The organism is Tritonibacter sp. SIMBA_163, assembly GCF_046535935.1.
Lineage (GTDB): Bacteria > Pseudomonadota > Alphaproteobacteria > Rhodobacterales > Rhodobacteraceae > Epibacterium > Epibacterium scottomollicae.
In genome coordinates this window covers 1-271 of record NZ_JAWJBP010000471.1, presented here as the reverse complement: position 1 = coordinate 271, position 271 = coordinate 1, and the positions used below count along the sequence as shown (strand labels likewise).

At 74.9% G+C, this 271-nt stretch carries 1 protein-coding gene; it reads left to right on the top strand.

All coding sequences use genetic code 11. From position 1 onward, the window contains the following. Positions 1 to 271: NAD(P)/FAD-dependent oxidoreductase (locus R0J92_RS23165; RefSeq protein WP_411053399.1), on the top strand; the 271-nt coding region annotated here is incomplete at both ends.

The following is a 271-nucleotide window of genomic DNA, read 5'->3' as shown; positions in this document are numbered from 1 at the left end:
CGACTGATCGCCCTGTTCGAGAGCTTCCCCGACTGCCCGGACCTGAGCGCGGCGCGCCCGGTGCCGCGGTTGCGCGGCTATCGCGACTACCCGAACCTGGTCCGCCGGCCCGTGCATCGCGGCGCGGCCTTCGTCGGCGACGCCGCCCTGTCGCTCGACCCGATGAGCGGGGTCGGCTGCTCCTTCGCGATGACGACGGCCGACATGGCGGCCGACGCCCTGGCCGAGGTCCTGGTGCCGGGCGAGACACCCGCGCCGGATGCGGTGGACG